Here is an 18,714-nt window from a genome sequence, read left to right on the forward strand (position 1 = left end):
GCAGCGCATTCCGGGCGTTGCGAGCTGTTCACGGGACCGTCGCACGAGGGAGTGGTGTGCCCTCCGGAGGAGGGGTCCGGGGTGTGCCTGAGGTGGGCCGATTCGTTAGAGTCCGTGCCATGGCTGACAACGACTACGACCCCGCCGGTAGCACCCAGATGTTCCGGGCGTTCGTCGACGAGAGCCCGGCGCGTCAGGCACCGGGCTCCGTCTCCACCTACGGCAGCAGCAAGAGCGGCAGTCGGACCGGCGTGATCGCGCTGGTCGCGGTCGTCGCCCTGGTCGTGCTGGGCGCCGTCATCTGGCTCGCGGTCAAGTGACCCTCGCGCGGGTGGCCCCGCGCAGGGTCACCCGCGCGACGGGAAGCACCGCGCCCGGCGCTGGTCCTAGCAGGGCTTGCGCCAGGCGTTGAGGTCGAGCTTCTTCTGCATCGAACTGAATCCCAGCGCCTTGGTCTTGGCGCAGAACCGGTCCGTGTCGAGCTTGTACTCGACGTGGAACACCGCCTTGCCCGCCTTGATGAACGGCGAGACCCGGTCGCACTCGTCGAACTGCGAGCACTCCTCGTTGACCGCGAAGTCGAAGTCCGGCAGCAGCGCGGGGATCTGGTCCAGGTCGTTCTTCAGTCCGATGGCCAGGCCGCGGTCATGGGCGAGCTGCGCCAGCATCCGGTTGTACCGGAGCTGGTCGTCGGGGGTCAGCGGGAAGCCGCTGTTCTGGTTGTAGGCCTCGATGGTGTCGGGCTCGACGGCGTCGAAGCCCTTACTCCTGCACATGTCGAAGCGGGCCGCCATCAGCGGCTTCAGCTGGTCGAGCTTGCGGATGTCGAACCACTTCTCGCCCTTCCAGCCGGTGTCCGAGCCCTGCAGGGCCTTGGCGAAGGCGTTGGAGTCGGGGCGGAAGTCCTCCCAGGACCCGGCGTTGATGTAGCAGATGACCTTGCGGCCCTTGGCGTGCAGCGCGGCCACCACCGAGGCGTCGTTCTCGAAGCCGTCGATGTCGTAGACGGGCACGTCCACCGACTGGTCGACGGTGCCGCCGAGCTGCCACTGCCAGGCGAGGCCCGGGGTGGGCTGCCAGCGGGCGCCGGTCGGGGCCGGGGCGGTGGTCGCGGGCGGCGGCGTGCCGGGAGCGGTGGTGCCGCTCGGCGTGCCCGGGGCGGTGGTCGCACCGCCGGTGCCGGGAGCGCTCGGGGTGCCCGGGTCGGACGGGGTGCCGGGGGTGCTCGGCGCGGTGGCCGTGGGCTGGCTGCTCGGGCTGCCGTCGGCGGAGTCCTGGTCGTCCTCCGAACCCGAGCTGCTGCACGAGCTGACCAGCAGGGCGGTGGCGGTGGCGAGGGCCAGGGCGGCCGGCAGCAGCCGGGTACGACGGTTCACGGTGGTGGACTCCGGATCGGGTCAGGTCAGTTCGGCGGCGGTGAGGCCGTACGGCAGGGTGCGCCAGGGGTTCTCGCCGGCGCCCGGTACGGCACAGCCGACGCCGGCGCGCCGGGCGGCGATCAGTGCGGCGGCGTCCCGGGCGGCGTCGGCCGGGACGTCGTAGACCAGGTGGCAGAAGCGGGACGCCGCGTGGCGGCCGGTCCACAGCGGCAGCGTCATCCCGCGGTAGGTGTCCCAGTCGCCCTCGAAGGTGACCAGCAGGTCGGCCAGACCGACCTCGGCGTACCCCGGGTCGGGGTGCTCGCCGTGGCCGAACACCACGGTGGCGCAGCCGGCTGCCCGGGCGGCGGTGGCCAGCCGCCGGTAGTGGGCCAGTGCCCCGGGGTGGGTGGCGACCTGGTCGAGGTACACGCCGCTGATGCCGTGCCGCTGGCGGTACGTCAGGACGTCGGCGACCACGGCGGCGTGCGGTCGGCGGCCGTAGTCGGTGTCGGTGTAGCCGAGCAGCGGCAGGCCGGCCGCGCGCAGTTCGTCGGCGGCCTCGGCGAAGACGCTGTCCGGCACCTCGCCGGGACCGTCCGCGAGGTTGAGCACCACGGCGGCGATCCGGGCGGGGTCGGCGGCGGCGACCGCCTGCCAGGCCGCCGGGTCCACCGCGGGGTGGACGTACAGCGGCACCAGCAGGCGGCCGTCGGAGGTGGCCCCGGCGGTCATGCGACCACCGGGGTCCGGGCGGACTCGGCGGTGCTGAGCCACAGGTCGCGCAGGGTGTCGGCGAGGTCCGTCTCCGGGTGCCAGCCGAGTTCCCGGGCGGCGGCCGACACGTCGGCCTGCTGCCAGGAGACCGCGGCCGAGCGCTCGGAGCCCGCCCCGCTCTCGTCGATCCGGCCGGTGAACCCGGCCGCCGCGACCAGGCCGTCGGCGATCGCCCGGACCTGCCGGGCCCGCCCGGAGGCCAGGTTGAGCACCCGGGGCAGCGGACGGTCGGCGGTCACCGCGAGGCCGACGGCCCGGGCGACGTCCCGGGCGTCGACGAAGTCCCGATAGGCGGAGAGGTCCCCGACGGTGATCACGCCGTCGGAGCCCTCCGGCGCCACCCGGCGCAGCTCGGCGGCCAGCCGGCCGGGCAGCGAACCCGCCGGGGCACCCGGGCCGACGGGGTTGAACACCCGCAGCACCACCGCGTCCAGCGGCGAGCCGGCCACCGCGAGGGAGCCGGCCAGCTTGGTCGCGCCGTACACGCCGACCGGGCGGGCGTCGGCGTCCTCGGACAGCGAGCTGCCCTCGGCGCAGACGCCGTACTCGCCGGCCGATCCGATGTGCACCAGGCGGGCCTTCGGCGCGCCCAGGGACAGTGCCTCGCAGAGCACCGCCGGGCCGCGGGCGTTCACCTCGGCGAGCTTGACCGCGCTGCCGGCCACCGCGCCGGCGAAGTTGACCACCACGTCGGGGGCCAGTGCGGCCAGTTCCTCGCCGAGCGGGCCGGCCTGGGCGGTGCCCAGGTCCAGCCGGAGGTCGTGGGCGGGGCGCCGTCCGGCGGTCAGCACGGTGGCGCCGGGCAGCGACCGCAGGACGGCGGAGGCGTGACGGCCGAGGAAGCCGTCGCCGCCGAGCAGCAGGATCCTCACGCGGCCCGTCCGTCGCTCTCGGCGTCCGCCCCGGCGGACTCCCCGACCAGGTCGTCCGCGGCGGCGCGGGGGGTGCGGGCGGCCGGGACCGGCAGCTCCGCGACGCCCGGCACGGCGGCGGCCGACTCGAAGGGCATCAGCACCGGGCGGATGGCGGTGAACTCCGCGTTGGCCCGGTCGTAGTCGTCCGGGCGGCCGATGTCCAGCCAGTAGCCGCCGAAGTCGTACGCGGCCGGCGGGGTCTTCGCGGCCAGCAGGTCGAGCACCAGCTCGTCGAAGCCCAGCGGCAGGCCGGGGGTGTACTTGGCGAGCGCGGCGCGCGAGACGCCGTACACGCCCATCGACACCCGGTAGTCGATGCTGGGCTTCTCCTGGAAGCCGGTGATGGTGCCGGACTCGGTGGTCAGCACACCGAAGTCGATCTTCACCTGGCGGGCGTAGGTGGCGATGGTCAGCGGCGCCCCGGACGCCTCGTGGTGCCTGAGCACCCCGGCGAAGTCCAGGTCGGTGAGGATGTCGCCGTTCATCACCAGGAAGTGCTCCGGCAGGCGGTCCTGTATGGTGAGCAGCGGGCCCATGGTGCCGAGCGGGCTGTCCTCGACGGCGTAGCCCACCCGCAGGCCCCACTGGGAGCCGTTGCCGACGTAGGCGCGGATGATGTGGCCGAGGTGGCCGATGGCCAGGGTGACGGTCTTGAAGCCCGCGGCGGCGAGCTGGCGCATCACGATCTCCAGGATCGCGTGCTGGTCGCCGATCGGGACGAGCGGCTTGGGAAGCGCGGTGGTGTACGGGCGGAGGCGAACGCCCTTACCGCCGGCCAGGATCACTGCGTGCATGGTGTTTCCCCCACGGAAAGGATGTGTAGGTCACGAACCTCGGGTACCAGGACGGGCACGAGCGGTACGGCGGTCAGACGTTGTAGATGTCGGTCTTGTAGCGGGCCAGGTTGGCCGGGTCGCGGAAGAACTCGATGGTCTGCTCCAGGCCCTGCTCCAGGGTGAAGCGCGGCGCCCAGCCGGTCGCCTCGCGCAGCCGGGTCGCGTCCGCGACCAGGCGCATGACCTCGGAGTTGGCCGGACGGATGCGCTGCTCGTCCTCCTTCACCACCAGGTCCACGCCCATCAGCTTGCCGACCAGGGTGACCAGGTCGCCGACCGAGATCTCGCCGCCGGTGCCGGCGTTGAAGGTCCGGCCGACCACGGCCTCGGCGGGCGCGGTGCCCACCGTGCGGAAGGCGTGGGCGGTGTCCTTGACGAACATGAAGTCGCGGGTCGGGCGCAGGTCGCCGAGGGTGATCTCGGTCTGGCCGGCCGCGACCTGGGCGATCACGGTCGGGATGACGGCGCGCATCGACTGGCGCGGGCCGAAGGTGTTGAACGGGCGCAGGGTGACGACCGGGGTCTCGAAGCTGGCGTGGTAGCTGTCGGCCAGCCGGTCCCCGCCGGCCTTGGAGGCGGCGTACGGGGACTGGGTGTTGATCGGGTGGTCCTCGGTGATCGGCACGGTCTGCGCGGTGCCGTAGGTCTCACTGGTGGAGGTGTGCACCAGGCGCGGGATCTCCAGGTGGCGCACCGCCTCCAGCACGTTCAGGGTGCCGGTGACGTTGGTGTCCACGTACGAGTGGGGAGCGCGGTAGGAGTACGGGATCGCGATCAGGGCGGCCAGGTGGTACACCGCCTCGGTCCCCTTGACCAGGCCGTTGACCGAGCCCGGGTCCCGGACGTCGCCGAGGACGATCTCGACCGAGTCCAGCACCTCCTCGGACAGCGTCTCCAGCCAGCCGAAGGACGAGAAGGAGTTGTACTGGACCATCGCGCGGACGTGGTGCCCGTCGGCGACCAGGGTCTCGACGAGGTGGGAGCCGATGAAGCCTTCGGCTCCGGTAACCGCGACGCTGCTCATGCGGAATTCGCTTTCTCGATGTACGGGACGGCACGACGGTCTGTGCCGGCCGGCCGGTGGTGCCTCGGCTGAGGCGGACTTGTTCAGCGGTGTTGGGTGGTGCGGCCGAGCGCTGGCCCGGCGATGGCGGTGAGGACGATCGCGGCCGCCCCGCAGCCGATCAGCTGCAGGACGATCGGATCCGCACCGGTCAGCAGCCCGACGCTCTCGGCGGTCGCGGCGGCCAGACAGATGAGGGCGGTGCTCCAGCTGAAGCCGAAGGCGTTCAGCAGCAGCGCCAGCCAGAGCGAGCCGCCCAGGAGCAGCATCGCGCCGAGCTGCGGCACGCCGAGCGACGGGGCGCCCGGCCACAGCACGGTCGCGGCGGCGTCCAGCGCGGCCACGGTGGTGAGGTAGATGAACAGGCAGCCGAGCAGGATCCCGCCGGTGCGGCGGGTGAACTGCCCGGTGGTGTGGCTGGTGCGCAGCGCGGCCACGGCCATCGCCCGGTAGCGGAACAGCAGCCACTCGGCGAGGCCGAGACTGAGCGTCAGCGCGATCATGGCCGGGCCGGTGGGGGTGGCCTTCAGCTCCCGCCCGGCAACGGCGTGCGCGCCGCCGTGGGCGTGCACCGCGTGCGAGGCGGCGTGGACGGCCTGGTGGATGGTCTCGCCGAGGCCGGCGATCAGCGTCAGCGCGCCGCAGGCCAGGCCGAACAGCAGGTGCGGGACCTCCTGGCGGATCGGCAGCGCCGACCGGGTGCCGTCCCGTTCGCCGCCGCGCGCGGCGACCAGCAGCTCGCGGGTGCACAGGGCGACGGCCAGCGTCAGCGAGGCGAGCAGCACCACCGTACGGACCGCCTGCGGCACGTCCACCGCCAGCACGACGCCCGCACCGACCGAGGCCGGCGCCAGCGCCACCAGCAGGAACTTCTCCCGCCCGAGCACCAGCAGCGCGGTGGCCGCGCCCAGGTAGCAGGACTGCCCGGCGGCGAACCACAGCGCGTCGAGCGGGCCGCCGACCACGTACGCCGCCGCCGAGGCCAGCAGCGCGCCGACCGGTGCACCGACGGCCAGGCAGACGGCCGCCTCCCGGCGGCGCAGCCGGCCCAGCCAGCGGTACGCGCGGTGCGCCAGCGCCTGGTTGAAGCCCCAGCTGACCAGGGTGGCGACGGACAGCGCGGCCATGCCCGAGGGCAGGCCGAAACGCAACCGGGCGGTCGCGAAGAGGTTGGCGCCGAGCAGGTAGCCGAGCCCGGGCAGGGCGAACACCAGGCCGCGCACCACGCACCGCCAGGGATCGGCCCGCCAGGGGTTGGCGAACTCGGAGCTCTGGCCGGGGTAGCGGCGCTCGACCTTCTCGAACAGCTCCTCGGCGACGGTGAACGCGTCGGGGCGGCCGTACAGCAGGGCGGCCTGCTCGTCGGAGAGGCCGTCGGACTCCAGGAAGGCCGCGATCTCGTAGGGGTGGACGGCGTCTGCGCAGACGTCGTGCAGCCGCTCGGCGAGTTCGTCCAGCGGGTCGGCGGAGAGGCCGAGCTGTTCCGCGGGCTCGGGCTCGACGGGCGCGGCCGGGCGGCGGCGCTTCAGCGGCAGGGTGCGCAGCTGCATCGTCCGCTCGGCGCCGCCCTCGTCCGGCACGAGCCGGATCGGCCCACTCATGCGCCCACCTCGCTTCGCTCGGCGGCCGCTTCGCGGGACACGCACCTCTCGATGGTTCGCTCGCTCCGCTCGTTCACGCGCCCACCTCGCTCGGCTGGGCCGGGACGACGGTCAGCCGCTGGCCCCAGTCGGGGCTGGGCACCTCGTCGGTGACGGCCACCATGCCGCCGGGCATCCAGCGGGAGGTGCCGAGCAGCTCGGTGTAGATGCCCCGGAAGCCGTCGATGTTCTGGCGGAGCGTGAACTGCTCGATGACCCGCAGCCGCGCGCCCTCGCCGAGCCGGGCGCGCCGTTCGGGGTCGCGCAGCAGCTCGATCGCGGCGGCCGCCATCGGCTCGGGCTCGCGCGGGGGGACGACCAGGCCGGTGTCGCCGACGGCCTCGCGCACGCCGCCGACGTCCGTCGAGACGGTCGCGCGGCCGCAGGACATGGCCTCGATCAGGGTGAACGGGAAGCCCTCGCTGATGCTGGAGAGCATCACCACGTTGCCCGCCGCGTACGCGTCGGTGATGTCGGCGACGCGGCCTTCGAAGGCCACCGACTCGGCGACGCCGAGTTCGGCGGCCAGGGCTATGCAGCCGTCCCGGTACGCCTCGCCGCCCTTGGGAGTGCCGCCGAAGAGCCGCAGCCGCGCTTCGGGGATCTCACGCTGGACGATGGCGAAGGCCCGGATCAGCGTCTCCAGGTCCTTGATCGGGTCGACCCGGCCGGCCCAGCTGAGGGTGGGCGTCTCGGGTTCCGGTCCGGCCGGCGGGAAGGCGGCCGGGTCCACGCCGTTGTAGACGGTGCGGATGTGCGCGGACGGCGTGCCGCCGCGCTCCTCCCAGCGCCGGTTGTACCGGTTGCCGGGGGTGACGAGTGCGGCCTGCCGGTAGCTCTCCTCGGCGAGCATCCGGTAGAAGCCGAGCAGCAGCGCCTTGACCGGCCAGCGGTACGGGCCGGTGCGGTAGCCGAGGTAGCGCTCGCGCAGGTAGATGCCGTGCTCGGTGAGCAGAAACGGTACGCCGTACTGCTGGGCGGCGATCAGCCCGGGCAGGGTGGCCAGGCCGCCGCTGGCCGCGTGGGCGACGCCGTCGGTGGGCGGCTCGACCGAGAGCGGCCGCAGGGCGTGCTCCAGCAGGTCGGTGGCGTTCAGCGCGTCGTGCAGGGTGGGGCGGGAGGCGGCGGTGGGCAGGTAGTCGCGGGTCCACACCTGCTGGAGCGTGCGCAGGGCGCGCTCGCTGCGCAGCGCGGGGCTGAGCAGTCCCCGGCGGGCGAGGTCGGCGAAGCCGTACAGCTCGGTGCCGAAGTGGGTGGTGTAGACCGGGTCGAGGATGGAGTGCAGGAAGCGCTCGTACGCGTTGAGGAAGCGGCGCATCTCCTTGCCGCGCGGCGGTCGGGCGTCGGAGGCCGGGCCCCACAGCGGTGCGGTGGTGACCGACCGTACGTTGGCGGGCAGTTCCCAGGCCAGTGGTTCCTGGCCGGTTCCGGTGACGGCGATGACGTCGAAGTCGACGTCCGGCATGCCCTGGACGAGCTGGTCGCACCAGACGCTCACGCCGCCGTGCTGGTGCGGGTACGTCCCCTCGGTGAGCAGGGTGACGCGCATCTCCTGTCCCCCCTCCTGTTCTTGCGTCGGTTGCCCGGCCTGGGTGGCCGGAACGTCAGCCGTGGCGGGGGGGGGGGGGGGGGCCCGGCCCCCCCCCCCCCCCGGGGGGGGGGGGGGGGGGGGGGGGGGGGGGGTCGGGGCGGGGGGGGGGGGGGGGGGGGGGGCCCCCCCCCCCCCCCCGCCGACGGGTGGTGCGGGTTACCGGTTGCCGGAGCGTCCGGTGGTGGTGCCGTGCGAGGCCGTCCCCCCAGAGGCCTTGACGGACTGGTTGCCCTGGCCGTTCTTCGGGGCGCCGGCGCCGGTGACGACGCCCTTGCCGGGCACCGGGGTGCCGCTGCCGGGGACGAGGGACTTGGCGGGCTTGCGGGTGGTGTCGCCGGGACCGGCCGGGACCGGCGTGGCGACGCCCTGCGGCACGACCGTCTTGTCCGTCGGGGCCGGGGCCGGGACGGACTTGGCCGCGACGCTCGGCGCGACGGCGGCCGGGGCGGCCGGCGCGCTGCCGGCGGGCAGCTGCAGGACGACACCGCTCTGCAGGGCGCCCGGGGACACCCAGCCGGACAGCGTACCGGCGTAGGACGAACCGAAGGCGGTCGATCCGATGGACAGCTTCTGAGTGGTTCCGGTCGGCATGGTGGCCTGGACCTGAACACCGGCCGGCGCGTTGACCGTGACGGTGTTGCCGATCTTGTAGGCGGTCACCTGGCCGGCCGCGACGGCGTTGCTCCAGGCCGCCCGGCGCTGGAACTCCTGGCCGATCTCGCGCTCGCTGAGGTTCACGATCGGGGTGTTGTCGGCGTGCAGCGAGCGGTAGGTGCCGAGGATCTTCTCCAGCACCGGGTACAGGATGCGGTCCTCGGAGAGGTTCGACTGGTGCACGAAGTGCGGCCGCGGGTCGTTGCTCAGCACGTGGCCGAGGTCGATCCGGGCCTCCAGCGGCACGATGTACGACTGGTAGCCGGTGGTGGTGTCCAGCGGCTGCGACAGGCAGGTGGAGTTGGCGTTGTTCTCGCAGACGCCGCTGCCGCCGTTGGCCTTGCTGGTGTAGATCCAGTTGTACTCGTCGGTCTCCTCCTTCGCCGTGCCGGCGTTGTAGAAGACGTTCATCGGGTAGCGCGGCACGGTCAGCGTGGACGAGCCGACGGCCCGCTGAGCGGGCTCGCGGGAGGCGTCGCTGCCGGTGAACTTGATGCCGTTGGCGGCGAGCGCCGGCGCCAGGTTCGGGTTGTCGCTGGTCTCCTGCGGGGCGGTCAGCAGACCGGAGTGCTCGCCGGTGACGAGCGCCTGCGGGTCGGGCTTGAGGCCGTTCTTGGTGGCCCAGTCGAAGTTCTGCTTGATCTGGGTCGAGATGGTGTTCTGGTCGACCCAGACGGTGTTGCCCGAGGCGTCCTTGGTGCACTTCCACGGCACCACGCTGACGTCCTGCACGCAGCCCAGGTACGGGTGGGTGTAGGTGTGGTTCACCCAGCGGTAGCTGGTCTGGTCGGCGATCAGCTGGTTGGCGGTCGGGTCCACCGTGGTCTGGTGGTCGGACTTCCAGTCCTCGCTGCCGCCGCCGTTGAACACCATGTCCAGCGTGAAGTTGTTGGCGGCCTGCCACTGCTTGAGGTAGGTGGAGTCCTCCTGCGTCATCCGGATCGGGTTGGCGCTGTCCGGGGTGCCGGGCGGGCAGGTGACGTCGCCGGGGGTGCACTTGAGCACCGTGTCCCAGCGGTCGTCGGCGAGGAAGACGTCGTCCACGTGGGTGGCGAAGTAGTTGCGGTCGTAGCCGAGGTGGACGCCCTGGGTGATCCAGTCGACCATGCCGCGGGCCAGCAGCCGGTACTGCTGCTGGTACTGGTTGTACACGAAGGTGACGACCAGCTCCTTGCGGCCGTCGTGGGTGTACTCGCCGACCAGCGAGCCCCGGGAGGTCGAGCTCGGGATCGCCGCGTCGACCAGCGGCACGAAGGAGGCGCCGGACGGCAGGTTGGCGAGCGGGGTCGCCAGGTAGCCGTAGCTCTCACCCACGGTGGGGTCGTTGTCCTCGAACGGCACGCTGCCCTTGAGGTACCCGAACGGGCCCGAAGTTCCGGCGGTGGTGGTGGCGGCCTGGATTCCGTCGAGCGTGCCGACGAAACCGGGATTCTGCGCGTAGTTCAGGCCCACCGCGGGGCTGGCCCAGGTGTACGCGTCAATCTGCCGCACGTTGAAAGCGGCTTCGTACGTCGCGATCGCCGTCATCTCGGCGGCGCTGTTGGGGAAGGGGTTTTCGTTGGGCAGCACGATGCCCTGGTACTTCCCGCGGGGCTGCCCGTTCACCGTGTCGCTCAGGAAAGCGGCGTTGATCACGGGGCGATTGGTGTCATTGAGGCTGACGACCTTGTACGGCGTCCCCTGGCTCTTCAGCTCGGCGACGATCGCCGCGACGGACGGTCCGCCGTCGTCGACGACCAGGACGGTGAGGTCGATCCTGGGCGGCGTCGTGTCGCCGTGGGCCAGGGTGATCTGCAGGCCGCTGGCCAGCAGAACTGCCGCCGCGCACGCGGCGACTCTTCGGGTCGCTCGACCCATGGTTGATCCTCCCCTTGGGGCCGGCGCAGCGCTGCTCTGCGCTCGCCCGCCCGTGTAGCTGTTCGCGGGCAGCAGGCTGCCCGGCGCCCATCCTGGTCGAGGGTCGACCGTGCGAGGGACCAAAAGGGCGAGAGTGCAGCGAACCTGTTACCTACGTTCATGGCGAAGCCATGGCGGCGCTGATTGTGACCGTAACCGGACCGCTCACGCAAATAATGAATTGAAAATGAAGAAACGGAAGCCGAGTGCTACACCTGGTGACCGAGAGTGCGGCTCAGGGCGGTTCCGCGGGACACCTACACTGTCGTCGTCGCGCCTGACACTCTTGCACATCTTGCCGGGCCGACGGGCAGGTTCATGCAATATCGGGCACCCCTGTGCCATGTGACAGTCCGAATATGCAATGGAGGCGCGCGGGTGACCGATCGGCAGATCGAGTCCGAGCGAATCGGGGGCCCGCGGAATGCGCTCCCGGAACCGGACGGAACGGAGCTTGTCGGGCGCAGTCTCGGTCTGCGCGGTGCGCTGAACGCCCGGGATCTGGGTGGCTACCGGACGGCCGACGGGCGCGCGGTCCGCGGTGGGGCGGTCCTGCGCAGCGATGGCCTGAACCACCTCACCGCCGATGACCTCGGCCCGCTGGGCGCGCTCGGCCTGCGCCGGGTGGTGGACCTGCGCAGCGCCGAGGAGGTCCGCGAGGCCGGCCCGGACCGGCTGCCGGAGGGCGTGATCCTGCACCACGCACCGCTCTGGGCCGTTGACTTCGACATCCACCTGACGCTGCGCACCGCGCTGGCCGACCGCAGCGCGCGCAAGCAGCGCGCCCTGCTCGGCGACGGCCGGGCGGCCGCGATGATGACCGGCCTGTACCGCTGGTTCGTCACGGACGCCGGGGCCCGGGAGAGCTTCGCCGCCCTGCTGCGGCTGCTGGCCGCGCCGGACGGCGTGCCGCTGCTGTTCCACTGCTCGGCGGGCAAGGACCGCACCGGCTGGGCCGCGGCGCTGGTGCTGACCGCCCTCGGCGTGGACCGCGAGACCGTGCTCGCCGACTACCTGCTCACCAACGAGCGGTCCGCCCCGGCGGTGGCCCGGGTGCTGGAGGAGCTCGGCAGCCGCGGCCTGATGCGCGAGCCCGAGCTCCTCCTGCCGGTCTTCCGGGCGGACCGCGGCTACCTGGACGCGGCCTTCGCGGAGGTCGAGGCCGGCTGGAGCGGCTTCGACGCGTTCTGGCGGGAGGGGCTCGGGCTGGACGACGAGGTGTCGGACGGGCTGCGGGCCAACCTGCTGGACGGCCCGGCGGTCTGAGGGCCGTCCGGGGCCGGCGGGTCAGCCCGCGCCGATCGGTCTTCGCAGATCGGCCCTGCGCCGATCAGCCCTCGCTGATCGGCCTGCGCTGATCAGCCCTCGCTGATCAGCCCCTCGCGGAGCTGGGTGAGCGTCCTGGTGAGCAGGCGCGAGACGTGCATCTGGGAGATCCCGATCTCCTCGCCGATCTGCGACTGGGTGAGGTTGCCGAAGAACCGCAGCATGATGATCCGGCGCTCGCGCGGCGGCAGCTTGGCCAGCAGCGGCTTGAGCGACTCGCGGTACTCCACGCCCTCCAGCGCGAGGTCCTCGTAGCCGAGCCGCTCGGCCAGCGGCCCGTCGCTGTCCTCCTCGCCGGGGCTGGAGTCCAGGGAGCTCGCGGTGTACGCGTTGCCCACGGCGAGGCCCTCGACCACGTCCTCCTCGCTGACCCCGAGGCAGGCGGCCAGCTCGGCGACGGTGGGGGAGCGGTCCAGCCGCTGGGCCAGCTCGTCCCCGGCCTTGGTCAGCGCCAGCCGCAGCTCCTGGAGCCGCCGCGGCACCCGGACCGACCAGCTGGTGTCCCGGAAGAAGCGCTTGATCTCGCCGACCACGGTCGGCATCGCGAAGGTGGGGAACTCCACCCCGCGCTCCGGGTCGAAGCGGTCGATCGCCTTGATCAGGCCGATCGTGCCGACCTGGACGATGTCCTCCATCGGCTCGTTGCGGCTGCGGAAGCGCGCCGAGGCGTAGCGGACCAGCGGCAGGTTGAGCTCGATCAGGGTGTCGCGGACGTAGGTGTGCTCCCCGCTGCCCGGCTCCAGTGCGGCCAGCCGCAGGAAGAGCGAGCGGGAGAGCGTCCGGGTGTCCAGCCCGGAGCCGGGCGGCGTCTCGGACGGAGCTCCGGGACCGGGCGGCTCCGTGGAACCGGCCCGCTGGCGCGGGATCAGGTCCTGGGCCACCACCGTGGCCTCGGTCTGACCAGCGTGGATCTCCGCAGTGCCCAGCTCTCCGGACATGCACCCACCCCCTCGTGACTGACAGCTGAACGGGGGCCGACGCACGGAGGTTCCCGGCGGGGCCCAACCCCCTGCATACCGGAACACGGTGCACGGCAAACCCGAACGTCGCAAGATGTCACGCCGGGGTAACGCGCTGCAATCTCACTCTTCCCAGGAGTTGCCGGTGCGAAGCCTGGTCAGGATCCGCGAGAGCAGCCGGGAGACGTGCATCTGGGACATCCCCAGCTCGGTGCTGATCTGCGACTGGGTGAGGTTGGCGAAGAAGCGCAGCATGACGATCCGCCGTTCCCGCTCGGGGAGTTGGACCAGCAGGTGGCGGACCATGTCGCGGTGCTCGACCTCGGCCAGTGCGGAGTCCTCGTACCCGAGCCGGTCCAGCAGGGCGAGTCCGCCCTCGTGCTCCTGCGCGGCCTCCAGGGACGCCGCGTTGTAGGCCCGCCCGGCGTCCAGGCAGGCCCGGACGTCCTCCTCGGGGATCCGCAGGCTGGCGGCGATCTCGGGCACCTTGGGGGCCCGTCCGTGCAGCACCGTCAGTTCCTCCATGGCGCCGCTGACCTGGACCCACAGCTCCTGGAGCCGGCGCGGCACGTGCATGGTGCGGACGTTGTCCCGGAAGTAGCGCTTGATCTCGCCCAGGATGGTCGGCAGCGCGTAGGTGGGGAACTGGACGCCGCGGCTGGGGTCGAAGCGGTCGATCGCGTTGATCAGGCCGATGGTGCCGACCTGGACGACGTCCTCCATCGGCTCGCTGCGGCTGCGGAAGCGGGTGGCCGCGTAGCGGACCAGCGGGATGTTCACCTCGATCAGCGCGGCCCGGACCCGTTCCCGCTCGGGGGCGTCCGGCGGCAGTTCGGCGAGCCGCTCGAACAGCACCCGGGTCAGCGTCCGGACGTCCATGGCCGGGCGGCCGCCGGTGCCGCGCAGTCCGTCCGGGCGGAGCTCGCCGGCCGGGCTGATGATCGCAGCCAGAACGTCGTCCACGGACACGTCACCCCTCCATAGTCGACAACGGCGGGCCCTGCGGATCGGGTGTCGCGGCTGGGTCGTTCACCTCGCCATGTCCGGCAAAACCGGTCATAGCATCACAAGGTGGGCACAGGTCGGGCAAGCACCCGACGGAGGTGTGTTGGTGCGGTATTCGGCCGCTCCCGGCCCCGGCGGCGAGGCGCGGCACGGGTCGTTCCCGGGCGGAGCAGGACACCCCGCCCGGGGGCCGGGCGGGGCGAGGCGGGCCGTCCGGGGTACGGCCCGAGGATCAGACCTCGATGTCGGCGATCACCCAGGTGGCGAACTCGCGCCACTGGGACGCCGCGGCCTGGTGGGCCGGGTGGGTCAGGTAGGCCTGCAGGGACTCGCGGTCCTCGACCAGGCTGTTGATCGCGTAGTCGTACGCGATGTCCCGCTCGGTGGTGTTCCAGCCGCACTCCCACTCGCGCAGCTCGGGGATCAGCGCGCCGAGCCCGGCGAACGCCTCGGCGCCCGCGCGCACGCGCTCTTCGTCCTTGGTGACGCCTTCGTCGAGCTTGAACAGGACCAGGTGCCGGATCACGATTGCCGCTCCTCGCGGACGGGGGTAAAAGGTCCCGCACACCGTAGCCGGTGCGCCGGAGCCGGGCGCGGGCCGTCCGGTCCGTGGGTGGAGCGCTACTTGATCAGGCCTGTCATGAAGGTGCCGACGGCCTTGGCGGCGTTGGAGATGCCCTCGAAGCCGAGCTGGACGAGCTCCGCGGAGCGGGCGGGGGAAGTGATGATCGAGTAGAGCACGAAGATGAGCAGGAGGACCATGCCGATCTTCTTCGCCTGCGCCATCGCGACCTTCCTCCCTGCTGTGGGCCGCCGCCGTCCGGGTCCCCGAGCGGCCCCGCAGGGCAGCTTATCCACCGGACGGGCTATCAAGTGAGAGACGCGTTCGTCCGGCGGGACGAAGGTCCCCGCGAGTGGGGGCTTTCTCCGGGTGCCCGGACGGAGGCCGGGCGGCAGGATGGAAGGCGTACCGGGGATCTGGCAGGAATCGACCGGTACGTGGAACCGGAGCTCCCCGCTGTGGGACCGGTCGCCGCGGCTTCCCCCCCCCACGCGGCACCGGTTGTGGGACTCCGCCGGGGGAGCGGTGCGTCCCCCCGAGCCGCTCCCCCTCCTCGGGCTCCGCGGAGCCGGGCAACGGTGGTCGTCAGCCCGGGAACCCGGAGCCCTCCCGCGTCCGAGGGTGCGCGGAAACGCCGAGGGCCCGTCCGGATCGGACGGGCCCTCGGGCTTTCCAGCGGTAGCGGTGGGATTCGAACCCACGGTGGAGTTGCCCCCACACACGCTTTCGAGGCGTGCTCCTTTGGCCGCTCGGACACGCTACCGAGGGGAACTCTACCGGACGGGTGGCGCGGTCACGAAATCCGTGGCGGGCGGGCCGTCGCCGGGCTCAGCGGTGGGTGTCGAAGAAGGCGCGCAGCTGCTCGCCGCACTCCTCGGCGAGGACGCCCCAGATCACCTCGGGGCGGTGGTTGAGCCGGCGGTCGCGCATCACGTCGAAGAGCGAGCCGGCCGCACCGGCCTTCTCGTCGACGGCGCCGTAGACCACCCGGTCGATCCGGGACAGCACGATCGCGCCGGCGCACATCGTGCAGGGCTCCAGCGTGACCACCAGGGTGCAGCCGCTCAGCCGCCACTCCCCGACCTTCGCGGCCGCCTGTCGGATCGCGACCACCTCGGCGTGCGCGGTCGGGTCGCCGAGCGCCTCGCGCTCGTTGTGGCCGCGCCCGAGCACCTCGCCGTCCGGGCCCAGCACGAGGGCCCCGACCGGTACGTCACCGGTGGCCGGCGCCAGGGCGGCCTCGGCGATGGCGAGGCGCATCGGCGCCGCCCAGCGGTCACGGACCGGGTCGGGGCGGACGGGCGCGGGCAACGGGGGCACGTGCGGGACGACGAGCGGGGAGGACGCGGGCTGCATGGCATCCAGTGTCCGGCATCCGTGCGCTAGCGGACCGCCTCCAGGACCTCGCCGCAGCCCAGGGCCTCGGCGATCTCCTCCAGGGCGTCGCCGGGCACCGCGCCCTCGCCGCTGAGGGCGAGCAGCTCTTCGGAGGCCAGACCGAACTCGGTGAGCAGGTGGGCGTCGCCGAGCGGGCCGACCGGGACGCCGCCGAGGGCGTCGGCGTCCTCGTCGTCCTGCTCCTCCGTCTCCTCGGCCTCGTCCAGGAGGTGGTCCAGGTCACCGAACTCGCTCTCGCCGGCCTGGTCGACCAGTTCGTCGGTGAGGACGGAGCCGTAGGAGCTGCGGGCGGCGGCGGCACCGTCGGAGACGAAGATCCGCGGGTCCTCCTCGCCGTCCACCCGGACGATGGCGAACCAGGCGTCCTCCTGTTCGATGAAGATCAGGACGCTGTCGTCGTCCTGCGCCGAGCCGCGGGCCAGGTCGGCCAGATCGGCCAGCGTTTCGACGTCGTCGAGTTCCGTCTCGCTCACATCCCACCCGTCCTCGGTGCGAGCAAGCACTGCAGCGAAGTACGCCACCAGGGACACTCCCAAGATCATCGGTCTCGGCTGTCGGCGCGCCGGGCAACGCGGAAATCTGGCCGCCCCCGCGCCAGAGGCGGTCCGCCTGTTCGGACCGTCCCATCGGAATCGTGACAGAAAGCCCGCCCTTGCGGGGGGTGTTCGGCAGCGCGTCTTTGCAGGTCGTGTCGGAAGGACCGGGCGGCGTACGGCCGGGTCGGGCCGCGTCCCCTCCGGCGGCGGTCGAAAGTTGCTCCGAACGCCAGTCCGACGGGCGGGCCGAGCCGGGCCCCGCTTCAAACCCGGCCCAGACCCGGCCCAGACCCGGCTCGGATCCGTCTCAGATCCGGAACGTCCGCATCCGCGCCGCTTCGCGCATCCGGCGTTCCTTGGTCCGCCGGGGTTGGACCCGCTCCCTCAACTCGCGGGCCTCGGCGAGCTCACGGAGGAAGACGGCCCGCCGCTTGCGGCGCTCCGCCTCGGTCTCCGGAGGGTCGTGCGGCGGGCCGGCGCCGAGCGCCGCCCTGCCGACGGGCTCGTCCGCCGAGCCTTCCCCGGCTTTCGGGTTGCTCGTCATAAGACGTGACATTCCCAGAACGCGCGGGTTGATACCACAGCAGCCGGTTCCGTCCGGAGATCCGCGGCGCGTCACGGCGTGTCACGGTGGCGTCACCCGTGCTGGTGGGCGGCTGTGGCACGGCGTGTCGTACAGGCGTCCAGGACCGGGCTAACCTCGTTGCATGCGTCTCCACGTCGTCGACCACCCCCTGGTCGCCCACAAGCTCTCCACCCTGCGCGACGAGCGCACCGACTCGCCGACCTTCCGTCGCCTGACCGACGAGCTGGTGACCCTCCTCGCCTACGAGGCCACCCGGGACGTCCGCACCGACGAGGTGGAGATCACCACGCCCGTGGCGGTCACGCTCGGCACCCGGCTCAGCTACCCGCGCCCGCTGGTCGTGCCGATCCTGCGGGCCGGCCTCGGCATGCTGGACGGGATGACCCGGCTGCTGCCGACCGCCGAGGTGGGCTTCCTCGGCATGGTGCGCAACGAGGAGACCCTGGAGGCCTCCACGTACGCCACCCGGATGCCCGACGACCTCTCCGGCCGCCAGGTCTACGTGCTCGACCCGATGCTGGCCACCGGCGGCACCCTGGTCGCCGCGATCAAGATGCTGATCGAGCGCGGCGCCACCGACGTCACCGCCGTGGTGCTGCTGGCCGCGCCCGAGGGCGTCGAGGTGATGCGGCGTGAGCTGGCCGACCTGCCGGTCACCGTGGTCACCGCCGCCCTGGACGAGCGGCTGAACGAGAACGGCTACATCGTTCCCGGCCTGGGCGACGCGGGCGACCGGCTGTACGGCACCGCGGGCTGAGCCCCCGGCGTACGACCGGCCCCCGCGTACGCCCCCCGAACGCCCGAGAGCCCCCCGGCACCGTCTCGCCGGGGGGCTCCTGCGCGTCCGTCGGGCCTCAGCAGCTGCCGGGGGAGCTCGGGGTGGGGGACGGCTTGGTGGCCAGGGCCAGGGCGGCGGCCGCCTGGTTCTCGTCCAGCAGGGCGTTGTAGCTGTCGCCGATCACGAAGTCGACGGTGCCGTCGGTACGGGCGTCGGCGGTGACGGTGGCCCCGGCGATCTGGGAGCCGACCAGCGTGCCTGCCCCGGCGCCGGCCGGGCCCGCGATCACCTGGGCGGTGCCGGGCACCTTCTTGTCCAGCTCGGCCGGGGCGTTGCCGACCTTGCCGATGGTGAAGCCGCGCTTCTTGAGCTCCTCGGCGGTCCGCCCGGCCAGGCCGGCCTTGGTGGTGGCGTTGTAGACGTTCACCGTGACGGCCGAGGCCTGGGGGATGGCGTGCGGGTCGCCGGCGGGGGCGCCCGGGGTGCCGGAGGCCGCCGGGGCGCCCGGGCTCGCGCCCGGCGTCGGGGCGGCCAGCGGCTTGCCGGAGGGCGTCGCGCAGGCCTGGGCGGAGGCGTTGCGGCCCTTGCCGGTGAAGATGTCGTAGAGCTGCAGGCCGCCGAGCGCGATCAGGGCCAGCGCGAGCAGGCCGGCGAGGGCGGCGATCACCTTGCGGCTCTTCTTCGGGGGCCGGCCCAGCCGTGGATAGGCGTTGCCGGTGATGCGGTACTGCTTCCCCTTGAGGCCTTGGGGAGTCAACATGCTCACGGTTTGTCTCCCCCTCGTGCCGGGGCGGGGTCGGGATGACGGGTGGGCCGGGCGGGCCGGGTAGAGGTG

Annotated in this window: 18 protein-coding genes, 1 tRNA gene and 1 pseudogene; 3 read left to right on the top strand and 17 right to left on the bottom strand. The window is 72.7% G+C overall.

Annotation, left to right across the window (positions count from 1 at the left end; all coding sequences use genetic code 11):
* Positions 1–119: 119 nt before the first annotated feature.
* Complete coding sequence (locus tag ACGF07_RS10580) at positions 120–320, top strand: hypothetical protein (RefSeq protein ID WP_350745392.1); 201 nt, start codon at positions 120–122, stop codon at positions 318–320.
* Positions 321–386: 66 nt separating this feature from the next.
* Here ACGF07_RS10580 and ACGF07_RS10585 read toward each other — a convergent pair whose 3' ends face one another.
* The 8 genes and pseudogenes from ACGF07_RS10585 to ACGF07_RS10620 form a co-directional block, all read right to left on the bottom strand.
* Complete coding sequence (locus ACGF07_RS10585) at positions 387–1,376, bottom strand: endo alpha-1,4 polygalactosaminidase (protein ID WP_350745395.1); 990 nt, start codon at positions 1,374–1,376, stop codon at positions 387–389.
* A gap of 21 nt (positions 1,377–1,397) precedes the next feature.
* On the bottom strand, positions 1,398–2,093 hold the full coding sequence (locus ACGF07_RS10590) for a spherulation-specific family 4 protein (protein WP_392897215.1): 696 nt from the start codon (positions 2,091–2,093) through the stop codon (positions 1,398–1,400).
* Positions 2,090–3,007, bottom strand: a complete 918-nt coding sequence (locus ACGF07_RS10595; RefSeq protein ID WP_392897217.1) for an NAD-dependent epimerase/dehydratase family protein — start codon at positions 3,005–3,007, stop codon at positions 2,090–2,092. Before ACGF07_RS10595 ends, ACGF07_RS10590 begins: the two co-directional genes overlap by 4 nt.
* Before the next feature lie 134 nt (positions 3,008–3,141).
* Positions 3,142–3,843, bottom strand: a pseudogene (locus ACGF07_RS10600) (NDP-sugar synthase); the annotation flags it as partial.
* Positions 3,844–3,916: 73 nt separating this feature from the next.
* Complete coding sequence (locus tag ACGF07_RS10605; protein ID WP_392897219.1) at positions 3,917–4,909, bottom strand: SDR family NAD(P)-dependent oxidoreductase; 993 nt, start codon at positions 4,907–4,909, stop codon at positions 3,917–3,919.
* A gap of 83 nt (positions 4,910–4,992) precedes the next feature.
* The gene (locus ACGF07_RS10610; protein ID WP_392897221.1) at positions 4,993–6,549 is read right to left on the bottom strand and encodes a hypothetical protein; all 1,557 of its coding nucleotides are present in this window, start codon (positions 6,547–6,549) and stop codon (positions 4,993–4,995) included.
* A gap of 73 nt (positions 6,550–6,622) precedes the next feature.
* On the bottom strand, positions 6,623–8,137 hold the full coding sequence (gene pelF / locus ACGF07_RS10615) for a GT4 family glycosyltransferase PelF (protein WP_392897223.1): 1,515 nt from the start codon (positions 8,135–8,137) through the stop codon (positions 6,623–6,625).
* A gap of 198 nt (positions 8,138–8,335) precedes the next feature.
* On the bottom strand, positions 8,336–10,690 hold the full coding sequence (locus ACGF07_RS10620; protein ID WP_350744567.1) for a hypothetical protein: 2,355 nt from the start codon (positions 10,688–10,690) through the stop codon (positions 8,336–8,338).
* A 417-nt stretch (positions 10,691–11,107) separates the two neighbouring features.
* Between ACGF07_RS10620 and ACGF07_RS10625 the strand changes: the two genes are divergently transcribed.
* Positions 11,108–11,995: a tyrosine-protein phosphatase gene (locus ACGF07_RS10625; RefSeq protein WP_392897224.1), complete on the top strand. Its 888-nt coding sequence runs from the start codon at positions 11,108–11,110 to the stop codon at positions 11,993–11,995.
* A 92-nt stretch (positions 11,996–12,087) separates the two neighbouring features.
* Here ACGF07_RS10625 and ACGF07_RS10630 read toward each other — a convergent pair whose 3' ends face one another.
* The 8 genes from ACGF07_RS10630 to ACGF07_RS10665 form a co-directional block, all read right to left on the bottom strand.
* Positions 12,088–12,993 carry an RNA polymerase sigma factor SigF gene (locus ACGF07_RS10630; RefSeq protein WP_350744571.1) on the bottom strand — a complete coding sequence of 302 codons (906 nt, stop codon included), beginning with the start codon at positions 12,991–12,993 and terminating at the stop codon, positions 12,088–12,090.
* 144 nt (positions 12,994–13,137) lie between these two features.
* Positions 13,138–13,893, bottom strand: coding sequence for an RNA polymerase sigma factor SigF (locus ACGF07_RS10635; RefSeq protein ID WP_350744590.1), 756 nt, complete (start codon positions 13,891–13,893; stop codon positions 13,138–13,140).
* A 358-nt stretch (positions 13,894–14,251) separates the two neighbouring features.
* Positions 14,252–14,545, bottom strand: coding sequence for a Dabb family protein (locus ACGF07_RS10640; protein WP_392897226.1), 294 nt, complete (start codon positions 14,543–14,545; stop codon positions 14,252–14,254).
* A 95-nt stretch (positions 14,546–14,640) separates the two neighbouring features.
* A complete protein-coding gene (locus ACGF07_RS10645) occupies positions 14,641–14,805 on the bottom strand; it encodes a hypothetical protein (RefSeq protein ID WP_167344920.1) in 165 nt (54 codons plus the stop codon).
* A 452-nt stretch (positions 14,806–15,257) separates the two neighbouring features.
* Positions 15,258–15,344, bottom strand: a tRNA-Ser gene (locus tag ACGF07_RS10650).
* Positions 15,345–15,409: 65 nt separating this feature from the next.
* Positions 15,410–15,937: a tRNA adenosine(34) deaminase TadA gene (gene tadA / locus ACGF07_RS10655; RefSeq protein ID WP_392897228.1), complete on the bottom strand. Its 528-nt coding sequence runs from the start codon at positions 15,935–15,937 to the stop codon at positions 15,410–15,412.
* Between the two features lie 26 nt (positions 15,938–15,963).
* Positions 15,964–16,521, bottom strand: a complete 558-nt coding sequence (locus tag ACGF07_RS10660; RefSeq protein ID WP_350744576.1) for a tRNA adenosine deaminase-associated protein — start codon at positions 16,519–16,521, stop codon at positions 15,964–15,966.
* 301 nt (positions 16,522–16,822) lie between these two features.
* Positions 16,823–17,059 (bottom strand): hypothetical protein, encoded by a 237-nt coding sequence (locus tag ACGF07_RS10665; RefSeq protein WP_392897230.1) that lies wholly within the window; start codon positions 17,057–17,059, stop codon positions 16,823–16,825.
* Positions 17,060–17,222: 163 nt separating this feature from the next.
* Here ACGF07_RS10665 and upp point away from each other — a divergent pair, with 163 nt between their 5' ends.
* Positions 17,223–17,858 carry a uracil phosphoribosyltransferase gene (gene upp / locus ACGF07_RS10670; protein WP_350506235.1) on the top strand — a complete coding sequence of 212 codons (636 nt, stop codon included), beginning with the start codon at positions 17,223–17,225 and terminating at the stop codon, positions 17,856–17,858.
* 97 nt (positions 17,859–17,955) lie between these two features.
* Here upp and ACGF07_RS10675 read toward each other — a convergent pair whose 3' ends face one another.
* Entirely contained in the window at positions 17,956–18,639 is a 684-nt protein-coding gene (locus ACGF07_RS10675; RefSeq protein WP_350744592.1) for a LytR C-terminal domain-containing protein, read from the bottom strand.
* Positions 18,640–18,714 lie beyond the last annotated feature (75 nt).

Source organism: Kitasatospora sp. NPDC048194 (genome assembly GCF_043202455.1).
GTDB lineage: Bacteria > Actinomycetota > Actinomycetes > Streptomycetales > Streptomycetaceae > Kitasatospora.

What these genes read in the sequence shown, in the direction of transcription:
- ACGF07_RS10635 (WP_350744590.1), bottom strand. Translation starts at nt 13,893, where the DNA reads ATGGACGTCCGGACGCTGACCCGGGTGCTGTTCGAGCGGCTCGCCGAA.
- pelF (WP_392897223.1), bottom strand. Translation starts at nt 8,137, where the DNA reads ATGCGCGTCACCCTGCTCACCGAGGGGACGTACCCGCACCAGCACGGC.
- ACGF07_RS10660 (WP_350744576.1), bottom strand. Translation starts at nt 16,521, where the DNA reads ATGATCTTGGGAGTGTCCCTGGTGGCGTACTTCGCTGCAGTGCTTGCT.
- ACGF07_RS10665 (WP_392897230.1), bottom strand. Translation starts at nt 17,059, where the DNA reads ATGACGAGCAACCCGAAAGCCGGGGAAGGCTCGGCGGACGAGCCCGTC.
- ACGF07_RS10645 (WP_167344920.1), bottom strand. Translation starts at nt 14,805, where the DNA reads ATGGCGCAGGCGAAGAAGATCGGCATGGTCCTCCTGCTCATCTTCGTG.
- ACGF07_RS10675 (WP_350744592.1), bottom strand. Translation starts at nt 18,639, where the DNA reads ATGTTGACTCCCCAAGGCCTCAAGGGGAAGCAGTACCGCATCACCGGC.
- ACGF07_RS10630 (WP_350744571.1), bottom strand. Translation starts at nt 12,993, where the DNA reads ATGTCCGGAGAGCTGGGCACTGCGGAGATCCACGCTGGTCAGACCGAG.
- tadA (WP_392897228.1), bottom strand. Translation starts at nt 15,937, where the DNA reads ATGCAGCCCGCGTCCTCCCCGCTCGTCGTCCCGCACGTGCCCCCGTTG.
- ACGF07_RS10590 (WP_392897215.1), bottom strand. Translation starts at nt 2,093, where the DNA reads ATGACCGCCGGGGCCACCTCCGACGGCCGCCTGCTGGTGCCGCTGTAC.
- ACGF07_RS10580 (WP_350745392.1), top strand. Translation starts at nt 120, where the DNA reads ATGGCTGACAACGACTACGACCCCGCCGGTAGCACCCAGATGTTCCGG.
- ACGF07_RS10620 (WP_350744567.1), bottom strand. Translation starts at nt 10,690, where the DNA reads ATGGGTCGAGCGACCCGAAGAGTCGCCGCGTGCGCGGCGGCAGTTCTG.
- ACGF07_RS10610 (WP_392897221.1), bottom strand. Translation starts at nt 6,549, where the DNA reads ATGAGTGGGCCGATCCGGCTCGTGCCGGACGAGGGCGGCGCCGAGCGG.
- ACGF07_RS10605 (WP_392897219.1), bottom strand. Translation starts at nt 4,909, where the DNA reads ATGAGCAGCGTCGCGGTTACCGGAGCCGAAGGCTTCATCGGCTCCCAC.
- upp (WP_350506235.1), top strand. Translation starts at nt 17,223, where the DNA reads ATGCGTCTCCACGTCGTCGACCACCCCCTGGTCGCCCACAAGCTCTCC.